We start from the raw sequence: 24,184 nt of genomic DNA on the forward strand, positions 1-24,184 counted from the left end.
CGGCGGGGCTCCGTCCGCGCGCAACGCCCCGCAGATCCGTCAGGTCCAGAAGAAGACGATGACGGGGGTGGGCCCGAACCAGGCGCCCGGCGCGCCGCCGCCTCCGCCGCCGTCGCAGCGCAAGATGCCGGCGGTGCGTCAGGTCGGTCCGAACCCGCACGAGGGTGAGACGATGCCGCCGTCCGAGCGGCTCTCGGCCGCGCCAGCGAGCGACGACGCGAAGACGATGATCGCCAAGACCTCGCCGCAGGCGATCAAGGAGCTGATGGCGGGCAAGCGGCCGGGCGTTCCGCCGCCGATGCCGCCGCCCGCGCTCCGCAAGACCAACCCCGGAAACCTCCCGCCGCCCAAACCCTCGCGCGGGAGCGTGGGCAACCAGCAGGTTGCGCCTCCGGTGCCGACGCCGAAGCCTGGCTCGGCCCCGCAGCCGGCGCCGACGCCGAACCCGACGAGCAGCCAGAAGCGCGCGACGGGCGCGAACCCGCGCGCGGGGACGGTGAAGGCGCCGCAGACGATGAAGGGGGTCGCGCCGGCGCCGCCCGATCTCGTGCCCTCGATCCGGGTCGAGGAGGACGCGGAGCAGGCCGCGACCGGTCGCATCGCGATCGGGGAAGAGCCGGACGAGATGACCCAGCGCGCGGTCGACATCGGCGAGGCGGGGCTCGCCGACGCGGAGGCGGCGCTCGAGGCGATGACGCACTTCCAGACCGCGGAGGACGCCCTCGCGCGCGGCGACCTCGCCGCCGCGGAGGCGAGCGCGGCGAAGGCGGTCGCGGGCGATCCGGCGGAGGCGAACTACCGCACGCTCCTCGCGTGGATCCGCGCGCAGAGCGGGGCGGCGCAGGCGATCGACGACGCGATCCGCGTGATGTCGAAGGTCCTCATCGAGGACTCGAACGAGCGCGCGTTGTTCTATCGCGCGAAGCTCCTCGTGCGGAAGAACCGCCTCCACGACGCGATGCACGACTTCGAGGAGCTCCTCTCGTCGAACCCGGACCACGCCGAAGCGCAGCGCGAGGCGGGCGAGCTCCGCGCGAAGCTCCCGCCGATTTGAGCGCGCTCTCGTCGGCGGAGGTCGCGCTCCTGCGCGAGGTGCGGCTCTCCGACGAGGACCACGGCGGCCTCGCGGGCGGCGAGCTGACCGGCGACGATCTCGAGCCGATGACGCGCCTCTGCGAGCTCGGTCTGGTGGAGGCGCTGGGCGAGTACGGCGAAGCGCCGGACGGCGAGGAGGACGAGCGGGCGATGGGGGCGACGGCGCTCGTGTACCGCATCACCGCCGCGGGCGTCGCGGCGCTCGCGGACCACGGCTGACTCTTCGCTCGCTTCGGTTGCTCGTTGCTTCTGTCGCTTCCGTCGCTTCCGTCCTCATCGCTCGGCGAGGAGCTCGCGGAGCTGTGAGGTCGCGGCGGGATCGTCGGCGAGGGAGGCAGCGACCTCGGCGAAGAAGGCCGTTTCGGACTGGGTGTGCTCGGCGTAGAGGGTTTCGAAGCGGGCGAGGGCGGCGCTCCAGGTCGCGAGCTCGAAGCTGCCGAGGTCTTTCACGACGGCGGTGAGGGTCTCGGCGATGCGGTCGTGCTGGGCGATGAGCTCGTCGACGCGCGCGCTCGAGGCGGCGGAGCGGCTCGCGATCCAGGGGAGGACGCCTTCTTGTTCGCGCGCGAAGTGGTCGAGGAGGGCTTCGCGGAAGGCCTCGATGCCGTCGGTGAGCTCGTGCAGCTCGTCGTCGAGGCGCGACGCCCCTCGTTCGACGCGCGTGAGGGCCTCATGCACGGCGACGAGGAGACCCGAAAGCTCGCGATGGTCGTGAGCGAGCTCCTGAAGTGGCGGGGTACCCACGCCCTCAGAAGATATGGAGGTTCAATGACGGGTCAAGAAGTCGTCAGGTCCGCGGTCGTGGTCCTGGCCATGGAGCGCGAGCGTCGCCCCGCCGAACAGCACGAGCGCAAGCATGGACAGCGCCACGAAGACGAGGGGTTCCACGAGGCGCGCGACGAGCGCGGCCCCGGTCAGCGGAAACGCAACGAGCCCAACGACCCCGAGCGCCACCGACGCCCGCGCCGACACCCGCCCATCCCCGCGCCCATTCGTCCGCGCTCGTATCCCTCGTGCAGTCCTCGCCATGACGACCTCCTTCTGCTGCAAATTCGCACTCACGCGCCCCGGCCTTTCTTGCGGGTCGTTGCTTCGAGCCTCGTTGCTTCGGCCTTGGTCGTCGCGTCGGCTTGGTCGTCGCGTTGGCCTGTCGTCGCTCGACCCCATTGGGGTGGTGGTGCGGTTGAGTCTTGGTGTCTCCGGCCCGGCTTGGGTCGATTCGTGGGGTTGAAGTCTCTGGTTGATATTGAAAGTCGTTTTCAATAAAGAACAAGGAGGAGGTGTTGTCAAGCGATGTCCGTGTCGTTCCCTGCGTCCTCGTCGGCGCTGTCGTCCGTGGTCCCGTGCTCGTCTGCTTCGGCCGCCGTGTCTGCGTGGCCGCCTCCTCCTCATGATCCGCGCGATCGAGAGGAGGCCTATGCCCTCGGCGAGTGGCAGGTCCGCGTCGCGACCGGCCGCATGTTCGAGTACTTCGTCCCGCGTGGCCTCTGGCATGTCCAGCTCTGGCATCCAGAGACGCGCATCTCGATCCTCACCCCGTCGCGGCTGACGATGGGGGCGTGGGAGGCCTTCCCGCTCCAGACATGGAAGGCCCGCCGCGAGACCTGGAGCTCGCTCGCCCTCGCGCTCGCCGCCGAGCACGACGTGAAGCTCCCCTCCGCCGCCGAAGTCGCATGGGTCGAGTCCACGTTCGTCCACGGCCTCGTCACCGCCCGCGCGCATGCGTGATCGCACCACGCACCTATGAATGCCGCATCGTCTTCCACGCGCACGCGTGAGCGCGTCGTTGCGCCCGCCTCCATGCGCGAGCATCACGGCGGACAAGGGATTGGCGGTGATGGCAGCGCTTTGGCGCTCGCGGGGCCGCGACGGCCGCCGAAACCTGCGCGCGGGTGCATGGTTAGTGAAATTGAAAACCATTTTCAAAAATGCTAGAAGGCGAGGACGATGATGCGAAGCTTTGGACGATCTCTCTTGGTTCTCGGGGCGGTGGTGGTGTGTCTGGGAGCGTGCGGTGATGACGACACCAGCACGACGCCCCCGCCGGGTGGGGTCGTCGGCGATCCGCTGAAGGACGCGGCGCCCGTCGTCGCCAACTACGCCGGCAACGTGCATGCGAACTACACGGATTGCCTCGAGAGCGCGAAGGCGATGAAGACCGCGATCGATGCGTTCGTCGCGGCGCCGTCGGAGGAGACGCTCGAGGCGGCGAAGAAGGCGTGGATCGCCGCGCGCCTGCCCTACGGGCCGAGCGAGGCGTACCGCTTCTACTCCGGGCCGATCGACAACGAAGAAGACGGGCCCGAGGGGCAGCTCAACGCGTGGCCGCTCGACGAGAGCTTCATCGACTACACGGTCGAGACGCCGGACTCGGGCATCATCAACGACGCCGCGTTCGAGCTCACGCGTGAGTCGATCATCGGCAAGAACTCCGAGGGCGACAACGAGGCGAACGTCGCGACCGGATACCACGCGATCGAGTTCCTGCTCTGGGGCCAGGACACCACCGAGCCCTCCGAGAAGAAGCCGGGCGCGCGGCCGTTCACCGACTACACGACCGAGAAGAACGCCGAGCGCCGGAAGACGTACCTCACGCTCGTCACCGACCTCCTCATCGACGACCTCCAGTCCCTCGTCGACGCGTGGGCCCCCGGCGCCGAGAACTACGCCAAGACCTTCGCCGCCGACCCGAAGGTCGCGATCAAGGACATGCTCCGCGGCATCGGCTCGATGGCGAACGGCGAGCTCGCCGGCGAGCGCATGACCGTGGCCTACAAGCTCAAGAGCCAGGAGGACGAGCACTCCTGCTTCAGCGACACCACCGCCGCCGACCTCCGCGGCAACTTCCTCGGCATCAAGAACGTGTACCTCGGCACGTACGCCTCGCGCTCGGGCCCGGGCATCACTACGCTCGTCGCCGCAGTGGACGCCGCCCTCGACACGAAGGTGAAGAGCGACCTCGCCGCGGCCGAGGCCGCCTTCGACGCGATCCAGGCCGAGCCCTTCGACTCCGCGATCATGTCCGACGACGACGCCCCCGCGCGCAAGGCCGTGCTCACGGCGATCGAGGCGACGAAGACGATCGCGAAGGACATCCCCGAGGTCGGCGCGAAGCTCGGCATCTCGTTCACCGGCGACGACATCGAGGAACCGTCCGGGCCGGACGCCGAGCTGTGAGCCCTGCGGCCCGCGTCCTCTCGGTCGCCCTGCTCGCAGCAGCGTGCAGCGGCGCCGACGACGCGGAGCCGGCTCAGCTCACCCCCGACACCGAGCTCAGCGCTGGGGCGGGCACCGTCTTCGACACCACGCGCGACGCGTTCAGCCGCCCCGTCGGCAACCTCGACGGTCCCGGGCGCGACGAGTTCTTCCTCGGCAACGCCATCTTCAGCCGGAGCTGGGTCACCGCCCCCGCGTCCGTCTCCGACTTCGACGGGCTCGGTCCGCTCTTCAACGCCGGCAACTGCTCGTCCTGCCACTTCAAGGACGGTCGCGGCCGCCCGCCGACGAAGCCGGACGAGGACTTCGTGTCGATCCTCGTCCGCCTCTCCGTCCCCGGCGCGGGCCCGCACGGCGAGCCGATCCCCGATCCCGTCTATGGCGAGCAGCTCCAGCAGGACGCGGTCCACGGCGTCGCGAAGGAAGGGAAGCCCCGCGTCACCTACGTCGAGCGCGCCGGCGCGTACGCGGACGGCGAGGCGTACTCGCTGCGCGTCCCGACGTACACGATCGAGGAGCTCGGCTACGGAGCCCTCGCCCCCGGCGTGATGCTCTCGCCGCGCACCGCGCCGAGCATCGTCGGGATGGGGCTCCTCGAGGCGATCCCCGCGGCCACGCTCGAGGCGCTCGCCGATCCCGACGATCGCGATCGCGACGGGATCTCGGGGCGCGCCAACCACGTCTGGGACCCGATCGCGCAGCGCGCCACGATCGGCCGCTTCGGCTGGAAGGCGAACGCGGCGACGATCCCGCAGCAGGACGCGGCCGCGTTCGTGAACGACATGGGGATCACGTCGACCGTGTTCGCGGCGGAGATCTGCAGCGGCGCGCAGTCCGCGTGCGCCGCCGCTCCGACCGGACCCTTCCCGCAGCTGCGCGAGGACCTCCGCGCGCAGGTCGACTTCTACGTCCGCACGCTCGGCGTGCCCGCGCGCCGCAAGCCGATGGCCGACGCGGTCCGGCGCGGGCGCGCCATGTTCGACGCCGCGCGCTGCTCCACGTGCCACCTCCCGACGATCCGCACCGGCGACGCGTTCGAGATCCCCGAGCTCGCGCGCCAGGAGCTCCATCCGTTCAGCGACCTCCTCCTCCACGACATGGGGCCCGACCTCGCCGACGGCCGCCCCGACTTCGAGGCGAGCGGCGTCGAGTGGCGCACCCCTCCGCTCTGGGGTATCGGGCTCGTCGAGCACGTGAACCGACACACGTTCTTCCTCCACGACGGGCGCGCGCGCGGCTTCGCGGAGGCGATCCTCTGGCACGGCGGCGAGGCGGCGGCGGCGCGCGACGCCTTCGTCGCCATGCCCAAGACCGACCGCGACGCGCTCGTCGCCTTCCTCGGATCCCTTTGATGATGCACCTCTCTCGCCGTCACGTCGTCGCTCTCCTCGGTCTCTCGCTCCTCGGCTGCCGTAAGGACAGCGGGCCCGAGCCGCCCGATCGCGGGAAGATCCTCTCCGATCTGACGACCAACATAGTCCGCCCCGCGTACGACGACGCCGTCACCGACGTGAGGGCGCTCGAGGCTAGGGCGATCGCGCTCCGGGACGCTCCGACCGCGGAGTCGCTCGCGGCCGCGCGCGCGGCGTGGCGCAAGGCGCGCGCGACGTGGAAGTTCACCGACGCGTTCCTCTTCGGCCCCGCCGACGACCTCGCGATCACGGCGGGGGCGATCGACACCGCCGGCGACGCGGTGAAGCTCGAGAAGCGGATCAGCGACGGCTCCACGATCGACGCGGCCACGATCGCGAAGCTCGGCGCGAACGAGCGCGGCTTCGGCGCGGTCGAGGTGCTCCTCTTCGATCCGGCGCGCGACGACGTCGTGATGCTCGGCGCGTTCGGCGACGCCGGGAGCCGGCGCGGGACCCTCGCCACCGTCGTCGCCGCCGACCTCACGGCGAAGGTCACCGCCGTGCGCGACGCGTGGTCCCCGGCCGGCTTCGGCGATCAGCTCGCGAAGGCCGGACGCGGGAGCACGATCTACACCGCCGAGCACCAGGGGATCGACGCGGTCGTGAACGCGCTCGTCTCCGCCGCGGAGATCATCATCGCGCTCCGGCTCGCGAAGCCGCTCGGCCTCGACGTCACGCCCAACGTGGCGCGGCCGGAGCTGATCGAGTCGCCGCGCGCGGACGCGTCGCTCGACGACATCCTCGCCGCGCTCGCCGGGATCGAGGCGGTGTACTTCGGCCGCCGCGGCGCCGCGCAAGGGCTGCCGCTCGCGGACGCGGTCGCCGATCGCAACCCGAGCGCCGACGCGCGCTTGCGCGACGCGCTCGTGCAGGCAAAGGCGGCGGTGACCGCGGTGCCGGGCCCGCTCCGCACCGCCGTCGTCGACCGGCGCGATCCCGTCATCGCCGCGCACGTCGCGTGCCGCGAGGTGAAGCGCGCGCTCGCGATCGACGTCGCGGGCGCGCTCGGGACCAGCGTCGGCTTCGCGGTGACGGACGGCGACTGAGATGGCGGCGGCGCTCTCGCGTCCCGCGCCGCTCGGCGCCGTCGCGAGGACACGCGTGCTCGCGCGCGCGTGGGAGCCCGTCGACGCCGCGTCGCTCGTCGCGTTCCGGTTCCTCCTCGGCGCGCTCGTCGCCGCCTCCGCGATCCGGCAGTGGGCCAAGGGCGCGATCCACGATCAGTTCGTCGTCCCGACCCACTTCTTTCCGTACGACGGCCTCTCGTTCGTCCGCCCGCTCCCCGGGGACGGGATGTATGCAGTCTACATCGTCCTCGCGCTCGCCGGCGCCGGCCTCGCGCTCGGCGTGCGCACCCGCGTCAGCGGCGCGATCGCGTTCCTCGCCTTCACGTACGCGCACGCGTGCGACGTCACGAACTACCTGAACCACTACTACCTCGTGAGCCTCTTGCTCGGGATCGCGACGGTGCTCCCGCTCGGGGCCGGTCACGCGAAGCTCCCGCGCTGGATGCTCTGGCTCGTGCGCTTCCAGATCGGGCTCGTCTACTTCTACGGCGGGGTCGGGAAGCTCCAAGCGGACTGGCTCGTCCGCGCGATGCCGCTCCGGATCTGGCTCGCCGGCGCGGGCGACTTCCCGGTGCTGGGGCCGCTCCTTCGCGTCGACGAGACGGCGTGGATCATGAGCTGGCTCGGCGCGGCGTTCGACCTGTCGATCCCGTTCCTGCTCCTCGTGAAGCGCACGCGGCCGTTCGCGTACGGCGCCGTCATCGTCTTCCACCTCGTCACGTCGCGCCTCTTCCAGATCGGGATGTTCCCGTGGGTGATGATCGCGCTGACGCTCGTGTTCTTCGAGCCGTCGTGGCCGCGCCGCTTCGTGCGCCTCCGCGGCGGCGTCGCGCAGGTTCCTCGCTGGTCGCTCCCGCTCGCGGCCGCCTACGCCGCGTTCCAGTTTCTCTACCCGCTCCGGAGCCACCTCTATCCCGGCAACGTGCTGTGGACGGAGGAGGGCTATCGCTTCTCGTGGCGCGTGATGCTCATCGAGAAGGCCGGCCTCGCCGAGCTCACCGCGCACGATCCCGTGAGCGGCGCGAAGCGCGAGGTCCGCGCGCGCGACTACCTCACGCCGCTCCAGGTGAAGATGATGTCGACGCAGCCGGACCTCGTCGCGAGCTTCGCGCGGACGATCGCGGACGAGGCCGAGCGCCGCGGCGAGCGGAGACCGCGCGTCACCGCCGACGTCTTCGTGACGCTCAACGGCCGCCCGTCCGCGCGCCTCCTCGATCCCGAGGTCGACCTCGCCGCGGAGCCGCCGCGGATCTTGCCCGCTCCCTCGGCGCCTTCACCGACGACGGCAGGGGACGAGGACGTGGTCGAGGCCAAGGTGGTCTCTCCGGCGGAGACGAGGGAGGGCGCGCAGCCGGCCAAGACGCCGGCGGCAGGCTGCTCGTCGAGGGGGCGGCACGAGCGATGCGCCGTGGAACATGGTGGCCGTCGTCGTCCTCGTCGTCGCGATAGTCTTCCGCCGCCGAACGACGGCTAGCTCGTCTCGAAATCCACGGCTGCACGACGAAGGTATCGCAGAGCGAGAGCATCATGTCCGGCAGCGCGAGGGCGGTCAGTCGAACGTATTCAGCATGAGCGAGATCCCCCCAACGGGCTCCATTCTCGGACGGTTACGAGCCTCGCCACTGTGTCGTCTTTCGCGACACAGTGGCAAGGTACCTTCGCGATGGCTTCTCGTCTACTCGTCGCGGATGGGCAAGCTACGGACGAGGCGAAACCCCACCCCAAGCCCGGTCCGCCGTTCTCCACGCGGGTAGGAGAGCGCGCCGCTGGCGAGTCGAAGAGCGACCGCCCATTGCATGAAGTTCCCGCCACGCGTCAGGCTGGACGGACGCGCCGGTAGGTCGCCACCGTAGTCGGTGAGCGGACCCGGCACGGTGCCTCCCGTCGGGGGATCGTTCACCCATTCCGAGACGTTGCCGAGGACGTCGAAGAGTCCCCACGCGTTCGGCGCCTTTGAACCGACGGGATGCGTGTGCCCGCCGGAGTTCGCGCAGTACCAGGCCACCGGCTCGAGCGCCTCGTCCCGACAGCATTCATTGTACTGCTGCCCTTGCGAAGTGATCTCGCCGGAGAAGAAGGCCGTCCGGGTACCTGCCCTCGCGGCGTACTCCCACTCGACCTCGGTAGGCAGGCGGTACCCGCGACATTCGTAGAGTGAGGTCGCGGTCAGCGTCGCACTCTCGCAGCGGAAGCCTTCGCCAACCTTCCCGGTACAACTCGCAAGCTCGTAGCAACGCGGCAATGCATCCCTGTCCGACAGCGCGTTAGCGTAGGCCAGCGCTTCATACCAGGTGACACCTCCGACCGGACAGTCGAAATTGTCCGTGCAATCGCCGATCCCCGCGTCGAAGTATGGACCGCTCGGGTTGGGATACCCAAGCGCGACCCATTCGCGTTGCGTCAGCTCGTTCTGTCCAATCAAGAAGTCGTGCGTGAGGATCATCGCCACTTCGTCTTCGCTGTAAGCCCCGCGCCCCCACTCGCTCGCCGGTGAGCCCATCACGAAGCAGCCCGCCGGTATGCGGCACCAGCCCCCCGAGCACGCGGCCGCAACTGCAGGGTGGCGACACTGAAACCCATCGAGAGTTCGATCCTGAGCGCCAATCGAGGTGGGGGGCGTCCACGCTCCCAAGCTAGGCGAGCTCGCACAGGTGCTCGTCGAGGTTGCGGCTCGATCGTCTGCCGCGTCCACCACTGGCCTCGCGCTCGTGACATCGACCGGCGCCGAGCTAGAACTGGGCGCCCGTTCTGGACCGCTCTCGTTGGCCTCTGCGCATGCATGCACGACAAAGCCACAAAACCCGACCCCCGCTACGGCCAACAGTACCAGAGCAGGTCGACTCATCGCTGAGTCGACCTGCTCACGCCGTGAATATCACCGTTGATACTGAATGTCGTCGTCAACGCGGGAATACGCAAAATCGTATCGAAATATGTCTGAGCCCCCTGCACGAGACCGCCCGACGGAACACCGCCCGCCCCACAATTCGCACACGAATCCCAGCCAACATTCTTGCCGTTGCAGCTACTGCTTCCGCAAGTCAACAAGTAGATCCGGAATAGATCTGTGGTTGAGAATTTTACCGTCTCTTGTGTGGATCCGCGATAGAAGAAGCTCATCCAGTCGTACTCGACACTCAGTCGGGTAACCACGTCATCGGCACCCACGCTATCGTCGAAGCAATGCGTGTTTCGCCAAAGAGCAGGTTCAAGACAGCTGACCGAAAATGGCGGAGCAGTACGAAATAGACCCGCACCATACGCTTCGCACGCGGCTGCGGGAACACCCGGCATACAAGTACGGTCGAGAAAATCCTTATAATACTTGAATGTGCAATCGCTCTCGTTTGGGCGATTGAAGGCGCGACTTGCAAAATACTGCGGGAACCCCTCGCTCTGAGCTGCACTGGGGTCTTCCAGCGATTGCAGACAATGAAGGGAGTTTGTGCCAACTACGTGATCGCAGGCGCATTCCGGTGGCGGAACGAGGTTTGGCGGGTCTCCGATGGTAAACGGACGATCAATCCTCCCCATGCCACGATACTGGACTGCATGGCCGATCTCGTGTGCCACCGAAAATTTCCACGCAGAATCGTCGAGCGCCGTGGGAGTTGATGGGCGCAGGCGCACTTCGCCAGCAGCTGAAGTCGTACACGTGTCGCACAGCCCCCTGTTGATGCAGTCCTCGAGCGTTGCATCACTCACACGGCAGGCCTCTTCCTCCTGGATGCTAACAAAGCAGCAGACGGAATTCGTCCTGATTGTCACCGGGGTCGACGCCGTCAGCGAGCTCACAATACCCAAGTCGCTGGCATTGCCGTCCAGCGCATCTGCCTCTTGTCTCAATATCGTGCTTACAATGCCCGCCACACGTGTGGCAGCAAAGTGACTCGTATTCACCATTCGAACGACGCGAGGAGGAACTTCGCCAGTCCAGCCTGTAAAACTATTGCTTACTTCGCAATTGTCAAAAACCGACGATCCGGAATCGGCATTCGTGAGCGCCGTGCAGAGCCACGGTGGATTCGCTTGGCGATCCTGAACGTGGAATCTCGGTCCGGACGTCATGGATCCGTCGGGCGCGATATCGCAATCCGCGCCTGTTCGGTCGAGACAGTGCGTCGTACGCAATTTAAGAATAAGACCTATTCCAATCCCGCTCGCTGGAGTCCAGAATCGTCGCGGCGGAGTGAATTCCGGAGAAACGCAACCCTCACGGTCGAGGACGACAATGCGCTCCGTCGAATCTTGCGAAGAGAGCCGTGCTGTCCGGTAGGCGGTCAGCTGCGCAACCGCAAAACTAGCGGGTATCTGTTGAACCGCGTCGGTGACAGCAAGGTCCTCGGTTGTACCTGGCGCGGAAGATGTCATTCCATCGACGTACTGAGCATTGAACGCAGTGCAGATCCGCGGCTTTCCGGTTGGTAGCACATGCCAGCAAATACGGTTCCCATTGCGGTCGATGCAGCTCAACCCGTTCGTGAAGTTCCGAGTACCATCCGGCGTCGTGACGCTTCCGTTCGATTCGCCAGTGTAGTTGTCGAAGAGTAGATCGACCGCAAGTGGGGGATCCTGGTCGCACGAGCTAGGTGCGCTCTTTCTGAAAGTAAAAGTCACGCGGACGGAATCCAACGACGGGTCGACTTCCTCGCTAAACGAGTACGGGAAATTGCGATGGCAGTTGCAGTTGTCACCAGTGCAAGTTCCCGTTGCACAGTTGAGCACTTCACTGCTTCCGGCGCTCCGCCCACCGATTGTGACGTCCTCGACGAAGATGGATGTGAACTCACAAGACGGACTGTAGTCGGTGCTTGCCTCGGTAATCGTAAACTGGAATGTGTTGCGCTCGTCCGGGGGAGCGCGTTCTGGGAACGTAGCGGATATTGGTGGAAGCGGCGCCGTCGTAACACCAGAGACTCTATCCGTTGGGAAGGCTTCTGCGAGACCAGGCCATGGACGGCCAGCCCCACCACGCGTGTTGGAGCTAGAGTCGAAGGCTACTTCTGGGGTCGGGAGGTCGGCCGAAGTGCAACGTCGAGTATTCACGTCGGCAGTTACCGTGACGCCGCCGAGGGTCCACGATGTCGAAGCGCCGTGAAATACCGTCAGCAACGCATGCTTTCTAAGGCCCGGCTCGAAGAGTGTTATCGGAGCGCCATCCGCATTAACGAGGTGATTTCGGTCACCTACCGGGATCGAAACCGAGCTGCTGAGCGGGTTGTCGTAGCTCCATAGTGCATTTGCGTGACTCGATGTGAATCGAGTGACACAGTCGAGAATCGGTGTGGGGGGGGAAAACGTACTCCCATGCGCCGAAAGGCTCGAAGACCAGATTGGAGCGCGGCTGTGTCACGATCTCACGAGCGAAAAACGAGCCCCGGTAGGTCGCACCGGGAGCAAAGGTGATGCGACCGAGTGGCGCGATGATTGTCGCTGCAGCGGCCGAACCGACATCCACCGTGCCGGACTCGAGAAGTCCGAAGAGGAGACGGTTCGATGCTCCCGTCAAATCGAGTACGCCTTTCCAATCGATCGCGTTGGTCGCGTAGACGAGGACCGGAGCAGCCGTCGTGTCAACGCTGAGGCGCGCGCCGGGTCCAACCCGTAGAGTGCGAACGAAGTAGGTTCCGGCGCTCAAGCGAAGCGTAGCTCCAGGCTTGACGTCGACAGCCCCGTATGCCCCAGGAGCGAGAAAGGTGTTCCCCTGTATTTTTTGATCGACGCCACCGACCACAGCTTGAAGCGACCAGCCAATCGAACGAAACGGTTCGATGTCGGCCTGCGTGTTCACAGAGCCGCTCACTGTCGCACCGACGTCGAGACGAGGAGCTACTCTAGTCAGCAGGTCACCCTGGATTCTCGAGTTTACTCCCAGTCTAACTTGCCCCACGCTCGAGAGCGTACCGGCCAGCGCCCGAACCCCGAGCTCCGTTTTAGCACTGCCGGTGTTCGCGATCCCCGCCGGGGCGCCCACGTGATCCTTTACAGTGGATTCGACACCGAGACTGAGCAACTCGGTGGCGACGAGAGCGTGATCGACGATTGCCGCTCCTTTCGGGAGCCGCATGGTGAAGTCGCGCCTCACTGTCGTGAGGGAACTCCGGACGGCGGGCTCGCTAGGCTCCGAAGGAGCCGCTTCCGGCGTCGAGCATGCCGCGACAACGAGAAGCAATGTCGCCAGCGCCGATAGAATCTGCCACCAATGCGTGCGAGAAGCTCGCGTCGTCATTTTGCCCCCCCCAGATGTGAAGCGTCCAACTAATCATAACGGGGAAAACCGGTCAAGGGGTAGCTCTGGTAAACTTGCGCCGACGCCCCACTGAGACTCAAAGGGTTGAACGTCGAACGTCAGGTGAGATCGAAGCCGGTCGGGCGGCGGACGACGTCGACCGTGCCGATCGCGTCTTCGTTACGCGCTTGCGGATGCGCGATGAGCCTCCCCCGTCCTGCTCGTCCGGCGGCGACGCGTCGGCGCAGCGAATGACGGGGAGTCGACGCTACGACCGGGCAGAACGAACATGACGCGACGGGAACGCGGACGCTCGGGGCCTCAAGGCTCTTCGAGGACCTCGAGCTCGTCCTCCACCCGCGCGTCGCTGCCCTGCGTCGCCTCGGTCGCGATCTTCAGCGCCGCGTCGTGGACGGTGCGCGGGACCTTCCCCTTCAACGTGATGACGTGGTCCTTCACCTCGACCGCGATGTCGTCGAGCGCCTGCGCGTCGAGCCGCGCGCGGACGTTGTCGCGGAGGAGCGCGTCGACCGGATCGTGCGTGAGGTAGGTCCCGGCCGTGAGCTCGACCGGCGCCTCGACGACGAGCTGGTTCTCCACGCCTGCCACACCGTCGACTTCGCGCGCCGCACGTTCGAGCCGCTCGCGCTCGGCCTGGCTGTGGACGACCCCCTTCAGGCGCACGACGCGCTTGTGCGTGGTGACGGTGAGCTGCTCCGCGGGCGTGGGCTCGCGATTCAGGCGGATCGATACGCGCCGGTTGACGTCGGCGTCCGTCCCGCCGCACGCGAAGAGCGCGCCGGCGAGCACGACCATGACGAGGCGTGAGGACATGACGCTCGCGAGCGAAGCAAGCGCGGTGCCGCTCGTTCAGCGCGGCGGATGCGCGGGGCGCGCGGGGAGCGGCTGCGTCCGGTAGGCCTGGGCGACGATCTGGCGGAGCGTCGCGAGCTTCTGCGCGCGCTCGGGCTCGAGCGCGGAGCCCTCTCGCGCGACGGCGGCGTACTCGCCGAGCGCGCGCCACTCCGGCGTGCTCGGGATGCCGAACGCGCTGCGGAAGGCGTCGCCCATCTCGATCGCGCTCTGGAAGCGCTGGGCGGGGTCCTTCTGCAGCGCGCGCCAGAAGCAGTGCTCGACCGCGACGTCGGCTTGCGGGACGAACGCGCGGATCGGCGGAGGTATCGTCTCGACCTGATCCATCCGCAGCGCGAACTCGCTCTTCTCGCTCGGCAAGAACGGCGGGCGGCCGGCGACCGCCTCGTAGAGCACGAGACCGGCGGAGTAGAGATCGCTCCGCCCGTCGAGCTGGCGGCCGAGCACCTGCTCCGGCGACATGTACGCGCCGGTGCCGGGCGCGAGCTCCTGCGGTGAAGGCGGGCGCTCGCCGTGCTTCGGCTCCGCGAGGTGCGCGATGCCGTAGTCCGTCATCTTCACGACGCCGTCGCGGCGGATGAGGATGTTCGACGGCTTCACGTCGCGGTGCACGATGCCGAGCGCGTGCCCCGCCGCGAGCGCGCCGAGCGCCTGCTGCATGTAGTACCAGGCGCGATCGAAGCGGAGACCGGGCGGCGCGCCGTAGGAGAGCTGCGCGCGCGCGACGTTGCGGGCGATCACGTCCTCGAGCGTGTCGCCCTCGACGAACTCCATCGCGAGGATGGGCGGCACGATCGCCTGCGAGGGCGTCTGCATCCCGACCGCGGTCGGCGTCCACGAGAAGAGGTCGTGGAAGCGGACGACGTTCGGATGATCGAGGAGCCGGAGCGCCTCCGCCTCGTTCTGGAAGAACGCGCGGAGCTCGGGCTGCACCATCGCGCGCGGGTTGAGCTGCTTCAGCGCGAGGAGGACGGGCCTCTTGTCGTAGTGGGGACCGCGCGGATCGTAGAAGAGCCAGCCGCGGTACACCGTGCCCATCGCGCCGGAGCCGACCTTGTCCTCGACCACGATCTTCCCGTAGCCGCGGTCGATCTGGACCCCCTTCGACAGCTGTCCGCGTCCGGACCGCGACGGCTGGAGGCTCCGGCAGACCGGGCACACCGGCGTGCCGTCCTCGAGCGCGGTCTGGCACTGGACGCAGGTGGCCAACGGAGAACCTTCTCCTACTATAGAGAGTGATGGGCCCCGCCGCCGAATCTCGAGCGCGTTATCTCGCTCGCGTCGGCTCTCTCCTCGGCGGACAGTGGCGGCTCGAGCAGCTCCTCGGCTGGGGCGCGACCTCGGCGGTGTACGAGGCGGTCGGCCGTGAAGGCGCCCATCGCGCGGTGAAGATCCTCCACCGGCCGCTCTCGGACGATCCCTTCGTCGTCGAGCGCTTCCTCCACGAGGCCTACGTCGCGGGCTCGATCCGCCACCGCGCGATCGTCGGCGTGCACGGCGACGGCGTCTGCGACGGATCGATCTACCTCGTCCTCGATCTCCTCGAAGGCGAGACGCTCGAGGAGCGCCGCCTCCACATGGGCGGGAAGCTCCCGCTCGACGCGGTCGTCCTCATCGCGGAGGAGCTCCTCTCCGCGCTCCGCGCGGTGCACGCGGCGGGCGTCGTGCACCGCGACCTCAAGCCTCAGAACGTGTTCGCGACCACGCACGGCGAGCTCAAGCTCCTCGATTTCGGGACCGCGCGCATCTTCGAGCCGGGCCCGTGCGCGCCGAAGACGAAGAGCATCGAGGGGCTCGTCGTGGGGAGCCCGTCGTTCATGTCGCCGGAGCAGGCGCGGGGAGCGCGCGGCGCGATCGACGCGCGATCGGACCTCTGGTCGCTCGGCGCGACGCTGTTCACGCTCCTGTCCGGCGAATACGTGCATATTGCACGCGATCCGCACAAGCGCCTCCTCGCCGCCGCGATGAAGCCGGCGCGCTCGCTCGCGGTCGCGGCGCCGTGGGCTCCGCCCGAGCTCGTCGCCGTCGTCGACCGCGCGCTCGCGTTCGACCCTGCGGCGCGGTGGCAAGACGCGGTCTCGATGCGCCGCGCGCTCCGCGCCGCCTGCGCCGTCCTCGATCCGCCGATGTCGGAGCCTCCGCCTTCGTCGAGCGCGATGGTGTAAGGTTCCGGCCGCTCATGGCCACCATCGAAGTCACTGTCACGGAGTCGCTCGGCGGTTCGCGTCTCGACAAGGCGATCGTCGCGCTCGTCGACGGCGCCTCGCGCGCGCGGGTGAAGCGCGCGGTCGAGGACGGCGAGGTGCGCCTCAACGGCAGGCGCGCGCCGAAGGGCGCGGTCGTCAACGCCGGCGACGTCATCACGCTCGACGGCTCGATCGCGCGCAGCGCCGACGAGGCGTGTCTCCCCGAGCCCGACGCGCCGCTCGCCGTGCGCCACGAGACGTCCGCGCTCCTCGTCGTCGAGAAGCCGGCCGGCCAGCCGACCGCTCCGCTCCGCGGCGACGAGAAGGGCTCGCTCGCCGGCGCGCTCGTCGGCCGTTACCCCGAGCTCGCGGGCGTGGGCTACTCGCCGCTCGAGCCGGGCATCGTGCACCGCCTCGACACGGACACCTCCGGCCTCGTCGTCGTCGCGCGGACGGCGGCGGCGTTCGAGGTGCTGCGCGAGGCGCTGCAGTCCGACAAGCTCCAGAAGGAGTACCTCCTCATTTGCGCGAGCGAAGGGCTGCCCGACGACGGGATGATCGAGCATCCGATCGCGAACCACCCGAAGGACAAGAAGCGCGTCTACCCGTGCGTCCACCCGCGCGACGTGATGCGCTACGCGCCGCGCCCGGCGCTCACGAAGTTCACGGTCGTGCGTCGCGCCGGCGATTGGGCGCTCGTCCGCGCGACCGCGCCGCGCGCGGTGCGCCACCAGCTCCGCGCGCACTTCTCGTCGATCGAGCACGCCCTCGCCGGCGATCGCCTCTACGGGATCGACGAGTCGCTCCCGCGTCACGCGCTCCACGCGTCCCGCGTCGCGTTCGAAGGCGAGGGCCAGCCGGAGCTCCGCTTCGACGTGAGCTCCGACCTGCCCGCCGACATGCAGGCGCTCCTGCCTTAGATCGTCGTGGTCGCGTCCTTGCGCTCGAGGGAGAGCGCCCAGAAGCGGTCCGCGATCGCGCTCGGCTCGAGCGTGGCGTCCCCCTGATCCCACGCCGTGCCCTTCACCGAGCCGGTGACGACGACGTCCGCCACGTAGACGCCCTTCGGCGCGAGCTCGTGATGGAGGACGCCGACGAGCTTGTGCTTCGCGGAGTTCGCGGCGGCGAGGAGGCCGAAGCCGGCGCTCGCGGCGAACTTGTCGACGTTCGGATCGAAGAAGCCGAAGCCGCCGTTCGTGACGAGGACGGCGCCCTTGTTCGCCTCGAGGTCCGGGAGCGTCGCCTGCACCGCGGCGACGAGGCTCTTCGTCGCGACGGTGAGCGCGGCGTCGAAGTCCGCCGGCTTGACCTCGGCGAGCGGCTTCGGCCCGCCGCCGTAGGCGTTCCAGTGGAGCGCGGTGACCGGCCCGAGCGCGGCGCGCACCTTCTCGACGAGGCCCGCGATCGCGGCGGGGTCTCCCGCGTCGGCCACGAACGCGGCCGCCTTCACGCCCTTCGCTTCGAGCGCCTTCACGCCGGCGTCGAGCCGCTCCTTGTTCCGCGCGACGAGCGCGACCTGGAAGCCCTCTGCCCCGAACTTCTGCGCGACCGCCGACGAGATGCCGGGACCGTACCCCACCACGAGGATCGTCTTTGCCATGGCGGCTCCGATGCACGCTCGCGCTACTCGGTTGCGAGGTCCGCCGCCGCGAGCTTCTCGATCGTGCGCGCGAGGAGCTCCGTCATGCGCCGCAGCTTGCTGCCGCCGTTCTCGGCGAGCATGTTCTCGACCGTGTCGGTGGGCTTGTGGTAGCGCGGCATGAGGGAGCCGCCGCCGTTCGGGTTCGTGAGGCCCTCGGAGACCCAGATCGCGGGGACGCCGCGGCGGACGAACGAGTACGCGTCGGTGCGCGTGCGGTACGCGTCGAGGTCGTGGTTCACGCGCGTGAACGGGCGCTCCATCTCCGCCGCCGCCTCGCGGAACAGATCGACGGTGAGGGCGGAGCGCGCGGTGCCGTCGGGGAGGAGCGAGAAACGTGTATCTTGCAACGCACCGATCGCGTCGAGGTTGATGTCCTGCACGAGGCGCGCGAGCGGCAGGGTCGGGAGCGGGTGGTCGACGAAATACGCCGAGCCGCGGAGGCCCTTCTCTTCGCCGGTGGTCCAGAGGAGCGCGACGGTGCGGTCGAGCGTCTTCGGGAGACGATGCGCGAGGGCGACCATCGCGGCGGAGCCGGAGCCGTTGTCGTCCGCGCCGGGGAAGCCGGGGCCGAGGTGATCGAGGTGCGCGGAGACGATGATCGTCTCGCTCGCGTGGGGTCCCGCGCCGGGGAGGAGCGCGAGGACGTTGCTCGTGCGCGCGCCGTCGGGGAGCGCGAAGGGCTGCTCGAACGCGTCGTCGCCGAGGCCGCCGGCGAGCTGCGCGCGCTTGCACTCCGCGATCACGTACGCCTTCGCGAAGTCGAGCCCGGGCGACGGCGTCGCGCGCCCGTTCGCTTGCGGTCCGGCGATGACGCGCAGGTGCTCGATCGGATCGGTCGCGTCGCCGAGGCGGACCTCGTCGATCGTCGTCGTCGCGGCCTCCTCCACCGGCGCGCTGCACGCGGCGGCGGCGACGAGCGCGAACAGGACGGAGCGGAGGCGGAGCACCGCGTCTTCCGTAGTCGCGGCGCGGACTTGCGCCCGTCTCAGACCGGTCTCGGCGCGGACCGCAGGCGGAAGAGCAGGAAAAGCGCGGTCGCGACGAAGACGGCGGAAGCGAGGGCGAGCGACGTGTGCACGGTGGCGAGGCTGCCGAGGAGGCCGACCGTCACGCCGCTGAACGTGCGGAGGCCGGCGGACGACATGTTGAAGAGGCCGAGCACGCGGCCGCGGATCGCGTTCGGCGCGTTCATCTGCACGATCGTCTGCGTCATGCTGCTGAAGGAGAGCTCGAAGAAGCCCGCCGCGAACAGGAACGCGAGCGCGACGGGGTACGATCGCGTGAGGGCGAACGCGCCGAGCGACGCGCCCCAGCCCGCGGCGAGGACGAGCGCGGAGGACACCTTCACCGCCGCGAGCCGGCGGCCGCTCTCGAGGAGGACGCCGGCGACGAGCGCGCCCGCGGCGTCGGCGGCGAGCAGCATCGTGTACGTCACGCCCGGATCGCCGTGGCCGAGGTCGGTCGCGAAGCTCGGCATCTGCGCCTGGTAGCTGTTGCCGATGAAGAAGGAGGCGGCCCCCGCGAGCACGATCATCGAGACGAGGATCGGGATCGGTCGCACGTCCTTGACGGTCGCGACGACGTCGCTGATGCCGCGGACCGGGCGCGGCGGGCCGCTCTCACCGCGGAAGTGGCGGCCGTACGGCGCGCGGACGAGCCAGAGGATGAGCGGCAAATAGAAGGCCGCGTTGAGGAAGATCCCCTTCGTCGGGCCGAGCGTGCGGAGCATCAAGCTGCCGATGCCGGGGCCGACGAGGACGCCGAGGTAACGCGCGGTCGCGTTGAGGCGCACCGCGCTCGGGAGCATCTCCGGCCCGACGATGTCGTAGAGGAGGACCTGGCTCGAGGTGATCCAGAACACGCCCGCGCAGCCGTGGAGCACGAGGAGCACCATCGCGTGCCAGATCTGGAGCGTGCCGGTGAGGAAGAACCAGCCCCAGCCGAGCGACACGAGCGCGAAGAGGACCGCGCCGATCTGGATGAGGCGGCGCGAGTCGAAGCGATCGTTCAGCGCGCCGACGGCGACCGAGAAGAGCAGGTACGGGAGCCAGTGCGAGACGACCGCGAACCCGCCGAGCGCGGCGGAGTGGAACTGCTGGAACGCGACCCAGTAGCTAATCACGTGCTCGATGTTGTCGGCCATCATCGTCAGCATGAAGGTGACGACGAAGACGCGGAACGCCGGCAGGCGGAGCGCACCGAAGGCGCGCGTCGAATCGGACACGCCGCCGTAGATAGCGCGCCGCTCCGCCGATGCCTACCACGAGCGCTCAGGCCGCGAAGGCGACCACGACCGCGGTCGTGTTGAAGAACGCGTCGACGTCGCGCTCCGTCTTCGCGATCTCGCCGAACACGCACGCGCCGCCGATCGGCGCCGCGACGCGCTCGCGAATGCTGCGCGGCTCCTCCGCGAAGTCGTCGCCGAGGGCGGCGAGGCGACCGGCGCACGCGAACACGAGCGCGCCGGCGATCTGGCTCCCCGCGCGGAGCACGGCGTCCGACGCCGCGTTGGTGGACGCGCGGAGCAGGTCCTTGCGGCTCGCGTGCACGAGGCGGATGTGCCGTCCTTCGCCGACCGAGCCGGAGAGCGTGACCGAGCCGTCGGGGTGGAGCGCCCACGGCGCGCGCGCGACGACCTCGGCCGACGTCGTCGTCGTCGCGTCGGTGATCCCGATCTCGTAGTGGTTCGCGAGATAGAGGAGGAGGTCCTTCGGCGAAGGCGGGAGCACCGCGCCCGCCTTGAGCGCGTCTTCGAGCCAGACCTCGAGCGCGGGGCGACCGTCGAGCTCGAGGAGGCGCGGTCCGTCGGCGCGCGTCACCGTGCGCTTCGGTCCGACCGCGCGCCAGCCGTGGCGCGCGGAGATGCCGACGTGTTTCTTCGTGAAGAGGCCGGCGAGGACGACCTCGCCGCGCCGGAGCTCGTCGCGCACGAACACGCGCGGGCGATCCATCGTCAGGTCGTCGCCGGTGAAGCCGCCGGCGAGCTGCGCGCGCGCGCCGAGGCCCTTGCGCACCGCCGCGACGAGCGCCTCGCCGTCGACGCCGATGCCGGGCGCGAAGACGAGGCACGAGTAGTGGTCGAGCCCGCGCTTCGCCGCTTCGTCCGCCGCCTCCGCGACGCCGCGCGCGGCGGGGACCACGTCCATGAGCTCGGGCGACTCGAGCGCGGCCGCGCGGGTCGCGACCTCGATGTCCTCCCCGCCGAGGAGCACGACCGAGACGCCGCGCGACGCGATGCTCGAGGCACCGATGACGCAGGCGCCCGACGTCCCACCTACGATGGGAATGTCTCCCACCACGTCGCGCACCGCGCGGGCCGCGACGTCGGTGTCGTCGTAGCTCACGGACGCGAATACGATCGCGAGCTTGGGCGTTCGAGGAGCCTCGAACGCTCTCCTCGCCTCGAGCGCAGCTTGCGTTGCGGCCTCACGCGCGGTCGCGGCCGCGCTCATCCCACTTCCAAAAACGAGCATCCCCCAAACCCCCGATCCCGCGCCGACTATAGCGCGACGGCCCCTTCGCCTCGACCCCGATCTATCCTACGGCCGCGGTAAGCGGCGCTTAAGCCGTAACCTTGACATCCCGAGCGAGACTTGGAAAACGTTGAGCCCGCGTTTCCGACGAGCCGCACGTGTCCACTCTTCGCCAAGCAGCACCGACGTTGAGAGATGGGCTCCTGCGCCGCGGCGCGCTGCTCGGCGGCGTCGGCGTCGTCGCGGTCCTCGTCTCGCTCTACGACGGGAGCGCCGCCGATCCGAAGTCGCTCGCCGCGCTGCTCGCTGCGAACGCGGGCGGCATCACGGTGAACGCGGACGATCTCCGCTGGCAGCCGTCCGAGGGCGCGCTCGGCGATCTCTTCCTCGGCCGTTGGGTGCTGTTCCTCGGGAGCGCCGAGCGCGCGGGTCCGCGTGACGTGTACCGCGCGCGGGTCCGTGTCTCGCCGGAGGGCAAGGTCGTCGGGGTCGGCGCGATCTACAACCTCACGTCGACGACGATCGGCGACGATCACGCGCTCGTCGTGAGCGGCTCGCGCGCGGCCTACGCGACGTGGGCCTACGGCAAGGAGCAGAGCGTGACGATGCTCGATCTCGCCGGCGAGGGCGTGCAGAGCTCGGCGACGAAGCTCTCCGATCGCGCGATGGGCTGGGTCACGAACGTGCAGCAGACCGGCAGCGGCGCGGGCATCGGCCGCATCGACGTGACGTTCGAGCAGCCGGCGGAGCGGGTGGGGCTCGCGATCGACGATCGCGCGCTCGCGATCGAGCTCGCCGACGACGCGCGCTCTCCGGCGGTCTCGCGGCGGGCGCGGCTCGACCTCGCGACCGGCGAGCTGGTGGACGTGCCGGGGCTGCGCGCGGAGGCGGGCAAGCACCTGCCGAAGGCGCTCGTGCACTGGGCGGTCGACACCGTGCGCGCGGTGCCGTGGATCGGCCCCGCGCCGATCGCGTGGCTCGAAGAGAAGACGTTCGCCCTCCGCGACGAGGCGAAGCAGGCGCTCTTCAAGATGAAGAGCGACGGCGACGCGCTCGCGATGGAGCCGGAGGTGCCGCAGCCGGCCGCGATCCTCGACACGTCCGAGGCCTCGCTCGATCTCGGGCACTGGCCGCCGCCGGCGATCAAGTCGATGTGGAAGACGCCCGAGCCGGGCGAGGGCGAGTGGCGTCCGCCGAAGCAGCCGTGGGTGAAGCGCATGCCGGCGCACGGCGCGAAGGAGGAGCCGCCGTCGCCGTTCTACGAGACGTTCGTGCGCCCGGACGAGGACCGCCCGTACGCGAAGGTCGTCCTCGTCGCGATGGACATGCGGCAGCTCGATCTCGGGATGGAGGCGGGGAGCGAGGACCCGAAGCCGCTCACCGGCCCGCCCGGCACCGGCCGCGTCCCGCGCGATCCGAACCTCGTCCCGCGCATCGCCGCGTGCTTCAACGGCGGCTTCAAGACCGAGCACGGCAACTACGGCATGATGCTGAACAAGCGCGTGTTGCTCCCGCCGCAGCCGGGCGCGGCGTCGGTCATCCTCACGAAGGACGGCCGCGTCGGGATGGGGTCTTGGGGCAGCAAGCCCGAGGTCGGCCACATCCACGATGTTGAAAAAGACGAAATAGTCAGCTTTCGCCAAAACCTCGATCCGCTGGTCGACAACGACAAGGTCAACCCGCAGAACCGCGGGCAGTGGGGCTTCGTGCTGCCGGGCACGAGCATGCAGACGGAGCGGACGGGCCTCTGCGTCACGAACGCGGGGCACATGATCTACGCGTGGGGCGACGACACGAGCGCGACGAGCCTCGGCAAGGCGATGAAGGCGGCGGGCTGCGTCTACGGCATGCACCTCGACATGAACCCGCACCACACCGGGTTCATCTACACGAACATCAACGCGTTCAAGGGTCGCGACTACAAGAGCGAGCTCTTGAATTCGAAGATGGGGATCGACACCGATCGCTACCTCCTCTACGCACCCAAGGACTTCTTCTTCATGTCGCTCCACGACCCGCGGCCGCCCGCGCTCGAGGGCGTCACGTGGGAGGCGGATCCGGGCGCGCAGCCCGCGCCGGCGTACATGCCGGGGCTGTGGCGCGGCCTCGCGGGGAGCACGCAGCTCCTCGCGATCGAGCCGGGGCGCGCGTCGTTCCGCGTGCGCGCGGGGACGAAGGAGCCGCTCGGCTCCTCGGACTCGGACTCGCCCACCGCGACGCCGGCGTCGAAGAAGAGGCGGCGCGACGACGACCCTGCGGCGCCGGCGGCGAAGGCCTCGCCGCCGCGCGGCACCCAGCTCTCCGACGACGACGCGCACCGCGTCCTCTTCGCGCTCACGCTCGGCATCTCGAAGACGGGCGGCGGTCTCGGCGCGGACGGTCAGGTCCTCGCGAAGACGAAGGGGGAGGGGACCGCGATGCTCTCGGTCTCGGAGGACGGGGCGCTCGCGATCGCGCCGGCGAAGGACTTCCAGCTCGGCGTGAAGGGCGACGCGGTGGAGCTCCCGCTCGTGCTCGACGACGGCAAGCCGACCGGCCGCGAGGCCGCGGTGGCGTTGGGGGTGACGGCGGCCGGGCGCGTGTATGTTGCACGTAACGGCGACGTCGCGGCGGCGCTCGCGAGCGCCGGCTGCACGCGCGCCGTCGCGCTCGACCGCGGCGCGGGCGATCGCGGCTCGATCTTCCGCGCGGGCACCCCCACCCCGCCGCGCTCCCACTACGACGACACGACGCTCTACGCGATGGGCAAGCCGCTCCTGCCACGCGGCTTCCGCTTCGAGCCGACGAACCCCGTCGAACCTCCGGCGCCGAAGAAGAAGTGACTCGATCAGCGCCGTGCTCAGCGACCGACGCGTCTCCGTCGTCGTGCCCCCATGTGCCACCGGGCAGCGCAATCGCGCTGTCGCGCCACTCCGGATGTTGGTCGTCGACGCTCCGCCGGCGACCGCGATGCCAGGATGCAGAGCCGCGTATGCGAGTTGGGCGAGTCCT

The 24,184-nt window shown here is 69.1% G+C and carries 21 protein-coding genes; 10 read left to right on the plus strand and 11 right to left on the minus strand.

Features of this window, described 5'->3' with window-relative positions:
* Both KF837_00005 and KF837_00010 read left to right on the plus strand, forming a co-directional pair.
* On the plus strand, positions 1–1,054 hold a 1,054-nt coding region (locus KF837_00005), incomplete at its 5' end, for a hypothetical protein (protein MBX3225654.1).
* Positions 1,051–1,314, plus strand: a complete 264-nt coding sequence (locus KF837_00010; protein ID MBX3225655.1) for a hypothetical protein — start codon at positions 1,051–1,053, stop codon at positions 1,312–1,314. The genes KF837_00005 and KF837_00010, both read left to right, overlap by 4 nt.
* Before the next feature lie 54 nt (positions 1,315–1,368).
* Here the strand turns inward: KF837_00010 and KF837_00015 are convergent, their stop codons facing one another.
* Entirely contained in the window at positions 1,369–1,839 is a 471-nt protein-coding gene (locus KF837_00015) for a hemerythrin domain-containing protein (GenBank protein MBX3225656.1), read from the minus strand.
* Between the two features lie 21 nt (positions 1,840–1,860).
* Positions 1,861–2,067 carry a hypothetical protein gene (locus KF837_00020; protein MBX3225657.1) on the minus strand — a complete coding sequence of 69 codons (207 nt, stop codon included), beginning with the start codon at positions 2,065–2,067 and terminating at the stop codon, positions 1,861–1,863.
* A 393-nt stretch (positions 2,068–2,460) separates the two neighbouring features.
* Here KF837_00020 and KF837_00025 point away from each other — a divergent pair, with 393 nt between their 5' ends.
* From KF837_00025 to KF837_00045, 5 genes are all read left to right on the plus strand, one after another.
* The gene (locus KF837_00025; GenBank protein ID MBX3225658.1) at positions 2,461–2,823 is read left to right on the plus strand and encodes a hypothetical protein; all 363 of its coding nucleotides are present in this window, start codon (positions 2,461–2,463) and stop codon (positions 2,821–2,823) included.
* Between the two features lie 246 nt (positions 2,824–3,069).
* Positions 3,070–4,272: an iron-regulated protein gene (locus KF837_00030; GenBank protein MBX3225659.1), complete on the plus strand. Its 1,203-nt coding sequence runs from the start codon at positions 3,070–3,072 to the stop codon at positions 4,270–4,272.
* Positions 4,269–5,663 (plus strand): thiol oxidoreductase, encoded by a 1,395-nt coding sequence (locus KF837_00035; GenBank protein MBX3225660.1) that lies wholly within the window; start codon positions 4,269–4,271, stop codon positions 5,661–5,663. The genes KF837_00030 and KF837_00035 overlap by 4 nt, the downstream gene beginning before the upstream one ends.
* Positions 5,663–6,769 (plus strand): imelysin family protein, encoded by a 1,107-nt coding sequence (locus tag KF837_00040; protein ID MBX3225661.1) that lies wholly within the window; start codon positions 5,663–5,665, stop codon positions 6,767–6,769. The genes KF837_00035 and KF837_00040 overlap by 1 nt, the downstream gene beginning before the upstream one ends.
* A 1-nt stretch (position 6,770) precedes the next feature.
* Entirely contained in the window at positions 6,771–8,264 is a 1,494-nt protein-coding gene (locus KF837_00045) for an HTTM domain-containing protein (GenBank protein ID MBX3225662.1), read from the plus strand.
* Between the two features lie 201 nt (positions 8,265–8,465).
* On the opposite strand, the gene KF837_00050 is transcribed toward KF837_00045, so the two are convergent.
* From KF837_00050 to KF837_00070, 5 genes are all read right to left on the minus strand, one after another.
* Entirely contained in the window at positions 8,466–9,290 is an 825-nt protein-coding gene (locus tag KF837_00050) for an SUMF1/EgtB/PvdO family nonheme iron enzyme (protein MBX3225663.1), read from the minus strand.
* Between the two features lie 341 nt (positions 9,291–9,631).
* Positions 9,632–11,407, minus strand: a complete 1,776-nt coding sequence (locus KF837_00055; GenBank protein ID MBX3225664.1) for a hypothetical protein — start codon at positions 11,405–11,407, stop codon at positions 9,632–9,634.
* 565 nt (positions 11,408–11,972) lie between these two features.
* Complete coding sequence (locus tag KF837_00060) at positions 11,973–12,857, minus strand: hypothetical protein (protein ID MBX3225665.1); 885 nt, start codon at positions 12,855–12,857, stop codon at positions 11,973–11,975.
* A 483-nt stretch (positions 12,858–13,340) separates the two neighbouring features.
* Complete coding sequence (locus KF837_00065) at positions 13,341–13,853, minus strand: BON domain-containing protein (GenBank protein MBX3225666.1); 513 nt, start codon at positions 13,851–13,853, stop codon at positions 13,341–13,343.
* A 36-nt stretch (positions 13,854–13,889) separates the two neighbouring features.
* On the minus strand, positions 13,890–15,101 hold the full coding sequence (locus KF837_00070) for a serine/threonine protein kinase (protein MBX3225667.1): 1,212 nt from the start codon (positions 15,099–15,101) through the stop codon (positions 13,890–13,892).
* 29 nt (positions 15,102–15,130) lie between these two features.
* Between KF837_00070 and KF837_00075 the strand changes: the two genes are divergently transcribed.
* Positions 15,131–16,057, plus strand: coding sequence for a serine/threonine protein kinase (locus KF837_00075; GenBank protein ID MBX3225668.1), 927 nt, complete (start codon positions 15,131–15,133; stop codon positions 16,055–16,057).
* Between the two features lie 23 nt (positions 16,058–16,080).
* On the plus strand, positions 16,081–16,998 hold the full coding sequence (locus KF837_00080) for an RluA family pseudouridine synthase (GenBank protein MBX3225669.1): 918 nt from the start codon (positions 16,081–16,083) through the stop codon (positions 16,996–16,998).
* On the opposite strand, the gene KF837_00085 is transcribed toward KF837_00080, so the two are convergent.
* The 4 genes from KF837_00085 to KF837_00100 are packed head-to-tail and all read right to left on the minus strand — an operon-like array spanning position 16,995 to position 21,064.
* Entirely contained in the window at positions 16,995–17,678 is a 684-nt protein-coding gene (locus tag KF837_00085) for an SDR family NAD(P)-dependent oxidoreductase (protein MBX3225670.1), read from the minus strand. The two genes, KF837_00080 and KF837_00085, sit on opposite strands and share 4 nt — an antisense overlap.
* 23 nt (positions 17,679–17,701) lie before the next feature.
* Complete coding sequence (locus KF837_00090) at positions 17,702–18,667, minus strand: M28 family peptidase (protein ID MBX3225671.1); 966 nt, start codon at positions 18,665–18,667, stop codon at positions 17,702–17,704.
* 38 nt (positions 18,668–18,705) lie between these two features.
* On the minus strand, positions 18,706–19,944 hold the full coding sequence (locus KF837_00095; GenBank protein MBX3225672.1) for an MFS transporter: 1,239 nt from the start codon (positions 19,942–19,944) through the stop codon (positions 18,706–18,708).
* 46 nt (positions 19,945–19,990) lie between these two features.
* Positions 19,991–21,064, minus strand: a complete 1,074-nt coding sequence (locus KF837_00100) for an FIST C-terminal domain-containing protein (GenBank protein MBX3225673.1) — start codon at positions 21,062–21,064, stop codon at positions 19,991–19,993.
* A gap of 317 nt (positions 21,065–21,381) precedes the next feature.
* Between KF837_00100 and KF837_00105 the strand changes: the two genes are divergently transcribed.
* The gene (locus KF837_00105; GenBank protein MBX3225674.1) at positions 21,382–24,015 is read left to right on the plus strand and encodes a hypothetical protein; all 2,634 of its coding nucleotides are present in this window, start codon (positions 21,382–21,384) and stop codon (positions 24,013–24,015) included.
* Positions 24,016–24,184 lie beyond the last annotated feature (169 nt).

This window comes from Labilithrix sp. (assembly GCA_019637155.1).
Taxonomy (GTDB): domain Bacteria; phylum Myxococcota_A; class Polyangia; order Polyangiales; family Polyangiaceae; genus Labilithrix.

Excerpts from the sequence above, each read along its gene's own strand:
- KF837_00065 (MBX3225666.1), bottom strand. The coding sequence starts at position 13,853 with ATGTCCTCACGCCTCGTCATGGTCGTGCTCGCCGGCGCGCTCTTCGCG.
- KF837_00075 (MBX3225668.1), top strand. The coding sequence starts at position 15,131 with ATGGGCCCCGCCGCCGAATCTCGAGCGCGTTATCTCGCTCGCGTCGGC.
- KF837_00050 (MBX3225663.1), bottom strand. The coding sequence starts at position 9,290 with ATGGGCTCACCGGCGAGCGAGTGGGGGCGCGGGGCTTACAGCGAAGAC.
- KF837_00045 (MBX3225662.1), top strand. The coding sequence starts at position 6,771 with ATGGCGGCGGCGCTCTCGCGTCCCGCGCCGCTCGGCGCCGTCGCGAGG.
- KF837_00040 (MBX3225661.1), top strand. The coding sequence starts at position 5,663 with ATGATGCACCTCTCTCGCCGTCACGTCGTCGCTCTCCTCGGTCTCTCG.
- KF837_00085 (MBX3225670.1), bottom strand. The coding sequence starts at position 17,678 with ATGGCAAAGACGATCCTCGTGGTGGGGTACGGTCCCGGCATCTCGTCG.
- KF837_00060 (MBX3225665.1), bottom strand. The coding sequence starts at position 12,857 with ATGCGGCTCCCGAAAGGAGCGGCAATCGTCGATCACGCTCTCGTCGCC.